Below are 8,874 nucleotides of genomic sequence, written 5' to 3'. Positions count from 1 at the left end.
TTCCCGCTTTCGCTTCGGAATGTCGAAGATCTGCTGCACGAGCGTGGCATCGACGTGAGCCACGAAACTGTCCGATATTGGTGGAACAGGTTTGGCCCGATGTTTGCTACCGAGATCAGACGGAAGCGTGTTCAGCAACTGCGCGTGTTCTCCAAATGGAAGTGGCACGTGGATGAGGGTTTCGCGAGGGTGAATGGCACGCGGCATCATCTGCGGCGCGCAGTAGATCACGAAGGCGAGGTGCTGGAAGCCGTTGTTACCAAACGTCGAAACAAGGCTGCAGCACTGAAATTCCTCAGGAAATTGGTGAAGCGGCATGGTTGCGCCGAAGAGATCGTCACAGACCATTGCGCATCGTACAAGGCGGCGTTCAGAGATTTGGGTGCTCTCGAAAAACAACAGACGGGTAGGTGGCTCAACAACCGCGTCGAGAATTCGCACCTTCCTTTCCGACGACGCGAACGCGCCATGCACCGTTTCAGGTGCATGCGAAGTTTACAGAAATTCGCCGCCGTCCATTCCTCCGTATACAACCATTTCAACCAGGAGCGATCGCTCGCCAGCCGAGACACCTTCAAGCTGACACGCACCGCCGTTCTTAGCGAGTGGCGTCAACTTTGTTCTGCATAGGTTCGCGGTTTCTGTGGGAAACTGAGACTGGTTCGAATTCGTCTGACAGCACCCATTCGGGCACACGCGAACTGATCCCGGGCGGCCTTGCTCTCAAAATAGTGGTCAATCAATCCTTGCTTGCTCGACGATCATCACGGCTCAACCGTGCCCTTTTTGAGTAGAGTTTTTGCCCGGTAACTTGGCGTGCTCAGGTCGCTGACCAGACCTACTGCCTTTCGCTGTTGCTCGGGAGGCTGACTGTCAAACTCCACTGGCTCAAGGGGACAGCTGTTTTGTAGGTCGACTGACCCTCGCTTTCAAAAACAATTGTAATGGTCTGTGGTAAAGTCGAGGCATCAAGGTTCAGGTCAACCATCAACCTCTTTACGCCCGTGTTAGGGTTTTGAAGTCGGCATTGGGAAGCGTAAGGCGTTTTACATGGGTTTGCTGAACGCAATACGAATTCAGCTTCGGGCGGAGACAAAATTCGCGCACGTAGTTCTTGACCTTCTTGGGTCAGGGTTGCGTTTGACCCAGCAATCAAAACGTCCGCTTCGGTGTGCATAGTCCATGCCATCGGCCCTTTTTGACGGCTGTTGATTTCATCCTGAATAACCACCGTTTTATCATCGACCACCGCAATTCCACGCATGATCGTCCCTTTGGTTTTGCCATACACATCAGAAAGATCGGCGATCGTGAAGTTGAACCCAGGGTACTGGCCAAACTCATTGATCTGCGCACGCCCAGTTGCAATTTGGTTTGCTTCGTTAAAGGTCAAAGTATTCTGCCCGATCGTTGCCGTGCGATAGTAATCAAAGCGTTTGTCGGTAAAGTAACCTGGCAGCTGGTAATTCCCGATCCCCAGATCCACTGCCCACCGCACATTGTTTGCCTCAAGCACAAACGTTCCAGCGTCCAGGTTATTGTGGTGACTGCTGAGTGGCCCGGCTTTGAACCCAACAAATGTTGCGTCAGGATCTTCCCAAGCGGACCGCATAGTCACAAGCCCAAGCCCCCCGGACCAATAAGCATCTTTACGAGGGGGTGTCGGTTCATGATCTGAACTTTGCTGCCAAATCAGCTCGAAGGCTGGATGGGATGATGGCGCGGTGTTAATGGAAGGTAGGTTGTAGTTTGGCTGATTGTAGTACGACGCTAGCCATGTGAGCGCGACAGGATCGGTACTTGTGTCGCTATCACCATAGTTGAAGAGCATGCCTGTCGGTCCAGTCACATGGATCAAAAATTCCCCAAATCTCTCCAGCCCCACAGTTTTTGAAAGGCGGAAGTCATGACCAAGAATTGAATTCAAAGAGTCAATCGAAACAGCCGCATCTCTGGCCGACAGAGCGCCGTACATTGGCCCCTCCGACCAAGCTCCATCCGGAGCAAACATTGCAAACCCGTTGTGAATGGAGGCCTGAGCGCGTTCGATAATTCTATTAGTTAATTCCGGCTCCGCTTCTGAAGAGACCAGTGCCGCGACGATCATTCCGGTGTTGCAGACGATGTTCCAGTTGAATGATGCGACAGGCCACGTGATATCTGCGCTTGCAGTTCCATCGGGCAGTGTCTTTGGAACCGGTGCCGGGTAGACCCAACGTTGCGGAGCGACCCAGCCATTTTCAAAGTATAGTGCGTCCAGATCATAAATCTTGTCAGCTTCTTTCAATGCGTTTTCGACCAATGCAGTCCTAATGACTTTGTGATCTTGTGGGTCCAGAGTTTCGCTGATCCAGCTGTATCCAAGTGAAACCGCCAAACTCACACGGCTGAGCCCGAGAAAGTTCTCTGGATGCCAGGTCTCTAAATCCGACAGTTGCAGAAGTTCTGTCCTGGTGCGCTCGGCATAGCGACTGTCGCCTGTCAAACGCCACGCTAAAGCCAATGTCGTTAGGCGTTCTACGGGTCTTTCGCCAAAACCTTGGAAAGCCTGGTGTATCTCGCCATCTTCCCTTTGAAGTAGTTCGACAATTGTTGGCGATTGCAGGTGTGCATTCGCACGTGCAATCAAAGCTCTATACTTAAGTGCGAACACAGAATCCTCAGCTCGTTGAGCTTCAATTCGCTGAACGACCTCTTCCGTCAGAATGACCTTAGGCACCGAAGTTTGAGATTCTGCGCTTGTTGCGCACAGACAGGCTAGGAGAAGCACATACAGAAAGCAGGCGCGTTTTCGACTGTTCTTTCTGGCGGCCGCAATCACAAAACCCATACGCTATCAATACTCCTACGAACTAACACTGCAAAGAATACGGCCATCGCTTTTAGACCAAGGCCGGCTTCGGGCCATATCTTCCTGAGTTACTACCAGCCCAAAATAGGTTTATAGACGAAGTTGACCGCTAGGGTGCACAGAGCAATGCCGCACAAATTAAGCCAAAATCCTGCCCGGACCATATCAGTGATTTTCAGATCAGGGTTCGAAAACACGATCGCATTTGGGGCCGTTGCGACGGGCATCATGAAAGACATATTTGCTGCAAGCGCGGCAGGGACTGCCAATAAAAGTGGGCTCCAATCGAACCCGACAGCAACAGCAGAAACCACTGGAAGTATTGTTGCCGCAGAGGCAGGGTTTGACATGATCTCAGTTAAAAAGACCATCATCGCAACGACTAGAAACACCATGGCGAAAACCGTAATCTCAATTGCTGACACCTGTTCTCCGATCCAATCCGCGAGGCCGGTGATCTGAAACGCTAACGCCACAGCAAGCCCACCGCCGATTAGGATCAATACGTTCCATGGCAATCTCACAGCGGTTTCCCAATCCAGTGCGAATTTTGTCATATCTGCGTTCACCGGGGTCGCGAAAAGCAACAAAGCTGCGATCAATGCGACACCGGTATCCGAGATTGGCAATCCGGTGAAATGCGCAATCTGGTCCCCCAAAATCCAACCGGTTGCGGCCAGAACAAAAACCACTGCAACGGTCTTTTCCGCGCGGCCCATCGGCGGAAGCCTTTCCCGTTCAATGCGAACCGCGTCAGAAAGGTCGTTTTCCGCCAAGCCGTCGCACCGAAACAAGACAAAGCTCAACAAGGCCCAGGCGATGAACAACATTACCAATGTCACCGGAAGACCTATCATCAGCCAGTCAACGAACTCGACCGTTATGCCATATTCGCCGGACATGATCGTCGCCAGCAAAGCATTGACGGGTGATCCGATTAACGTGGCCATTCCCCCAATCGATGCGCTGTAGGCCACGGCAAGCATTAGGCCGACGGAAAAGCAGCGCAACTCATCCGATGTCGCAACTTTGCTTTTGACGAAGTCGATGACAGACAGTGCAACGGCATACATCATGATTGTTGCGGCCGTATTCGTGATCCACATCGAAAGGAATGCAGTGGCAATCATGAAGCCCAGGGTCAGATTGTGTGGCCCCGTACCGGCCCTTGAAACGATTGCTAGCGCGATGCGCCGATGAAGGCCGACGGCTTCGATTGCCATGGCCAGCATGAACCCACCCAGAAACAGAAATATGAGGGGATGGCCATAGGCCTGCGTGACCGTGCCAATCTCAGCAACTCCGGCAAGAGGCATGACGATTACCGGCAGTAACGCAGTGGCGGCTAGGGGTATTGCCTCACTGAGCCACCATGCAACCATCCAAGCTAGTAAAGCCAGCAACGTCCAGCCCGCCGTGGACAGTCCAGGCGGTGGATCAAGCGAACGAACGAGAAAAAACAGTATCGGACCCGACAGTAGCGACAGGAATATTGGCCAACGGGAACGGGCAGACTGGACCTGAAGCTCCTGCATGATACCAACCTTCGGTGTAGTAATCCCGACGATATGTCTACGCGGCACTCATGGCCGCGTCTTGTGTCAGACTAGGGCAAACATCTGGTTTATGTCATCTGCAGGTTTCTTGTTCGGGTGTTGTGCGCGATGAACCAAACGATTTGAGCAACTTAAAGCTCCGCGTTTTCCAGACCGGTTATGCTGGCTTCAAGTAGTGTCTTCAGCTTTGGGCGCCATATCTCAGTCAGGGCGTCTTCGCGTGTCACCAGTGAGATGTTGCGAAACAGCGGATGTGGCTTACAAGGCAGGACAAGAACCTGATCAGCGCCGTACCGCAATACGTCTGTTTTTGGTAAAAGCGCGTACCCAATGCCGCTTTTAACGCAGTTTACGATTGCTTCGATACTATCAAGGATAATCACTTCTTTCGACTTCAATTGCATCTGATCGCGGTATTGAGCGATCAGTTTTCCGATGCCCGAGGATGGGATGAAATGCAAAAAAGGGTGTGATCCGGAAAGCCCGGTTAGTCCTTTCGCCTTGCTGTCCAGCGGTGCCGCGATCACCATTTCCTCACGGATCAAAGTTTCGCAGCAAAGATCAAATGTCGCGTCTGCGATTTCAGTTACGATTGCGGCATCCAGTTGACCGTTTCGGACCTGTTCGCACAAAGTCTCTGACAATCCAGTGCTGGTGCTCAACATTGTTTTTGGAGCCAACTGTTCTGCGGATCCAAGAAACAGGGGCAGGATGCGAGCAGCGGCGGAGGGAACAAAACCGACCCGGTACGTTCCGGTCAGTTGATCGGTGGGCATACATCTTGATTTCAGAACTGAGTAGGCTTCAACTATTGTCTCGGCGTCCTGAGCAACCCTTACTCCGAGTGGCGTCAGTTTAGGGGGCCGATAGCGGCGATCGAACAACGCTGCGCCAAGCTCTTCTTCCAGCGATTTCATCTGCATGCTGACAGCAGACAGTGTCATGTTGCGCACTTCTGCGGTTCGAGAAAATGAGCTGTGCTGCGCAATCGCAACCAACGTTTCTAAAGCTGAAATTTGCATAAATTCAACAAAAATTAATTTAAGAACAAAGTAAATTCGATTGAAAATAACATACGAGCCCTCACATAATTGTGAGCAGAGAGGATGGCCCAATGCTCGATCAGGGAACAAAGACGTATCAGGAAATTGCCCGAGAACTTGCTCCAGGATTTGCCGAACGTGCCGGTCACTGGGACGAAGCCCGAACCTATTGTTGGGAAAACGTTCGTGAACTGACCGATGCCGGACTTATGGGCATGACAATACCGCCCAGGTTCGGAGGGCTCGGCGCCTCATACCTTGATGTGGTATTGGCCGTCGAAGAAATCGCCAAAGCCTGCGCGTTGAGTGCGAGGATTGTCGTTGAGGCCAATATGGGCGGCATTAGCGCGATCATGGCCTATGGTACAGATGAGCAACGAGACTTTGTGGCCCCGCTGGTCCTGTCAGGGGACAAGCCTGCAATCTGCATAACTGAGCCCAACGCCGGCAGCGCGGCGACCGAGATGCAGACAACGGCCCGGCGTATTGGCGGGAAATATCTGATCAACGGCGGCAAACACTGGATTACAGGCGGTGGCGTTTCGAAACTCTACCTGATTTTTGCACGTGTTCTGGATGAAGATGGAACCGATCTCGGGATCACCGGTTTTCTGGTTCACTACGATCCCGAAAACGGTATCGCCCCCAAAGGGTTCGATGTGGTCGGTCGCGAACGGACCATGGGGCTGTGCGGAATGCCCGAAACTGTGCTTCGCTTTACCGATCTGGAAGTTGACGCGCGTTTTGCTCTGATTACGCCTTCGGGAATAAAACGTGGTTTTGCGGACCTGATGACCGCCTATAACAGCCAGCGCGTCGGAGCTGGAACGGTTGCCATGGGAATTGCAGCCGGTGCGCTGGAGCATTCGAAAAGATATCTGCGTGAGCGTCATCAGTTCGGCCGACCTTTGCAGGAGTTTCAGGGTCTGCAGTGGATGCTTGCAGACATGGATATGGCAGTCCATGCCTCCCGTCTGATGCTGCACGAGGCCGCTGGAGCCCTTGGTCCGACAGGGTTTCCCGACATGACAATGGCAGCCCGGGCAAAGGCCTTTGCGTCTGAACAGGCGATCAAAGTCGTCAACGATTCCCTGCAGATATTTGGTGCGCGTGGATACGGTGCGCAGGAGCCAATTGAGCGCATGTATCGTGACGTGCGTATGTTCACTATCGGCGGTGGAACCGCGCAGATCCTGAAAACACAGATCGCAGGTAATTTGTTGGGTATTAAAACGCCACAAACCAGAGACGGGTACGCAAAGCTGGCCACGGGTTGATAGCTAGAGACCGCTATAACTACGAAAATTAGGCATCATAAGGTGCCTGACTGACGCAGATCTGACGTAAAACCCGATTCTGACTTCGATCTCAGTTTTCAATCGCAGCGAATGGCCGGTCTGACGAGACGCAATGTAGCAACTTGAGGGTAGGGTGAACGGCAGGTTTGGGCCGATGGGTAGGTCGTGACAAGCGGGGCAGGGGCAATTGCCGCGTCTGCTCGGAGGTTTGCAATGAGCCCATTTGACCGATGCTGCGCGATGCCCCAATTTCAGCAGCGCGCAGAAACCGGACTTTGCAAAGTTCAGTGGATGGCATTTTAATAGTCGATTTTGATGCCGCATTCAGGACCCCGTCTGCCGGCTTCCAACTCACCCGCAGAATGTAAATGCGAATGTTAGTTTCAATGTCTCCGACTCAAGCGTTTAAATGTGCCGCTAAGCTGCTGATATGAGACGTAGATGATCCGCAGCAACCGCCCAGATATGAAATCCCGAACAACTGATGAAGGGAGGCCAAGTTTTCTCCAAAATCCTCCGGTGCTTCGGTATCGATTTCGTCCAATCCTTCAAGCTCTTCCGGAGTTTTTGCGGACGAGTTGGCATCAAACCCGACGATCCGTTGCGCGGCACTCTGATAGCGATCATAGGCCGTCCGATATGTGGAAGAAAAAACAGAGGCGTGCACACAGTTGATAGCGTAGTTTGATGGAGGCCTCTGAGTCTCGTTGTCTATCACGTCGATAGCGATATCGGTTGGTGTTCCGTCGAGAATGCAACCATCGGGCCTAATGACGAAACTTAGAACGTAGGGCAGGCCGGTCGATGAAAGCACCTGGGCAATGCCCTTTGCTTCCTGAAAACTCGGCAAGATTTGCGCCTTGAAGAAATCTATGCCTGTCTTCGCAAGCTCTTCTACCTGAGGCGCATGTAGTTCTATTGCAGACTGAGTATCAGGCGCTTCGTCCGGGAGGTAGCCATCGCCAAATGGCCCCGTCACACCCGCTATCAATATAGGTGAAGCGTCTGGCCCGTAGCTCGCTTTCACTTCCTTCATTGATGCGTAGGCATCTGTGTTTACTGGCTTGTCGGCAAATCTCGATTTCGCAACGCGATCTGCGCTTGCCCTGCAGGTAGGCGTCCCGGCAATCATGGGCACCCCATACTGTTGTCCAATATTAAGGTACCCGCGGTGCGTATCGAACAGTACTTGCCTGCCAATTTCGTCATAGATCATTCCAGCATGAGCAATGTGTGGGTCAAACGAGCCGCTCACACCGCGCCTCAGACGCTCGTACATTGAACCTTCGCCCAAAATGAGCGGGTAGCTATCCAGGAAACCTTTTGACATATGATCTTTCTCCAAAGTGGAGTTTGTAAACTCGAATACCCGCGTGATTGCTTCCTTTCGTTCATTGTGATCCTAACGTGAAAACTTGAGGCGAGCTCAGAAATAGTTGGTCCGGAACTGCAACTATAGAACGTGCATCGCGGTGCTCCGATGGCGTGTGTGATCAAAGAGCTTGCCGGGATAACCATGCTCTGCAAATGTCGGATGGTCTTGTCAGAAGAACTTTGCTTGAGCAGGGCAGGGCGGTTGCGTAGCTTTTGCCCATGACCAGACCTGCCTCCTTCAAATACTTTAAAACCAGTCTCGAGATCATCCGCCTTGCAGTGATGCTGTACATCCGTTTCCCACTCTCGCTTCGGAATGTCGAAGATCTGCTGCATGAGCGAGGCATCGACGTGGGCCAGGAAACTGTCCGATATTGGTGGAACAGGTTTGGCCCGATGTTTGCTGCTGAGATTAGACGGAAGCGTGTTCAGCAACTGCGCGCGTTCTCCAAATGGAAATGGCACGTGGATGAGGTTTTTGTGAAGGTAAATGGCAAGCGGCTTTATCTTTGGCGGGCCGTTGATCACGAAGGTGAGGTGCTGGAAGCCGTTGTCACCAAACGCCGAAACAAGCAGGCAGCACTGAAATTCCTCAAGAAATTGATGAAGCGGCACGGTTGCGCTGAAGAGATCGTCACAGATCGCTTCGCTTCCTACAAGGCTGCGCTCAGAGAAATGGGCGCGCTCGAAAAACAACAGACGGGCAGGTGGCTCAACAACCGCGTCGAGAATTCGCACCTGCCGTTTCGACG

7 protein-coding genes are annotated in these 8,874 nt (G+C 52.5%); 3 read left to right on the top strand and 4 right to left on the bottom strand.

Annotated features, from left to right (window positions below):
* On the top strand, positions 1-630 hold a 630-nt coding region (locus GOW98_RS24925), incomplete at its 5' end, for an IS6 family transposase (protein ID WP_170337300.1).
* A 208-nt stretch (positions 631-838) separates the two neighbouring features.
* On the opposite strand, the gene GOW98_RS24920 is transcribed toward GOW98_RS24925, so the two are convergent.
* The 3 genes from GOW98_RS24920 to GOW98_RS24910 all read right to left on the bottom strand — a co-directional run bounded on the left by GOW98_RS24920 (position 839) and on the right by GOW98_RS24910 (position 5,540).
* A complete protein-coding gene (locus GOW98_RS24920; protein ID WP_170337298.1) occupies positions 839-2,830 on the bottom strand; it encodes a heparinase II/III domain-containing protein in 1,992 nt (663 codons plus the stop codon).
* A 92-nt stretch (positions 2,831-2,922) separates the two neighbouring features.
* On the bottom strand, positions 2,923-4,386 hold the full coding sequence (locus GOW98_RS24915; protein ID WP_170337296.1) for an SLC13 family permease: 1,464 nt from the start codon (positions 4,384-4,386) through the stop codon (positions 2,923-2,925).
* Between the two features lie 152 nt (positions 4,387-4,538).
* Positions 4,539-5,540, bottom strand: coding sequence for a LysR family transcriptional regulator (locus GOW98_RS24910; protein ID WP_170337294.1), 1,002 nt, complete (start codon positions 5,538-5,540; stop codon positions 4,539-4,541).
* Between GOW98_RS24910 and acdA the strand changes: the two genes are divergently transcribed.
* Positions 5,522-6,727: a 3-sulfinopropanoyl-CoA desulfinase gene (acdA, locus tag GOW98_RS24905; RefSeq protein WP_170337292.1), complete on the top strand. Its 1,206-nt coding sequence runs from the start codon at positions 5,522-5,524 to the stop codon at positions 6,725-6,727. The two genes, GOW98_RS24910 and acdA, sit on opposite strands and share 19 nt — an antisense overlap.
* 418 nt (positions 6,728-7,145) lie before the next feature.
* On the opposite strand, the gene GOW98_RS24900 is transcribed toward acdA, so the two are convergent.
* Positions 7,146-8,078 carry a homocysteine S-methyltransferase family protein gene (locus GOW98_RS24900; RefSeq protein WP_170337290.1) on the bottom strand — a complete coding sequence of 311 codons (933 nt, stop codon included), beginning with the start codon at positions 8,076-8,078 and terminating at the stop codon, positions 7,146-7,148.
* Between the two features lie 263 nt (positions 8,079-8,341).
* On the opposite strand from GOW98_RS24900, the gene GOW98_RS24895 reads away from it, so the two are divergent.
* The coding region (locus tag GOW98_RS24895) for an IS6 family transposase (RefSeq protein ID WP_170337288.1) at positions 8,342-8,874 on the top strand (533 nt) is incomplete at its 3' end.

It is taken from the genome of Ruegeria arenilitoris (assembly GCF_013032445.1).
Lineage (GTDB): Bacteria > Pseudomonadota > Alphaproteobacteria > Rhodobacterales > Rhodobacteraceae > Ruegeria > Ruegeria arenilitoris_F.
Note: the sequence above shows the minus strand (reverse complement) of the source record. Positions and strands in the feature narration are given on the sequence as shown.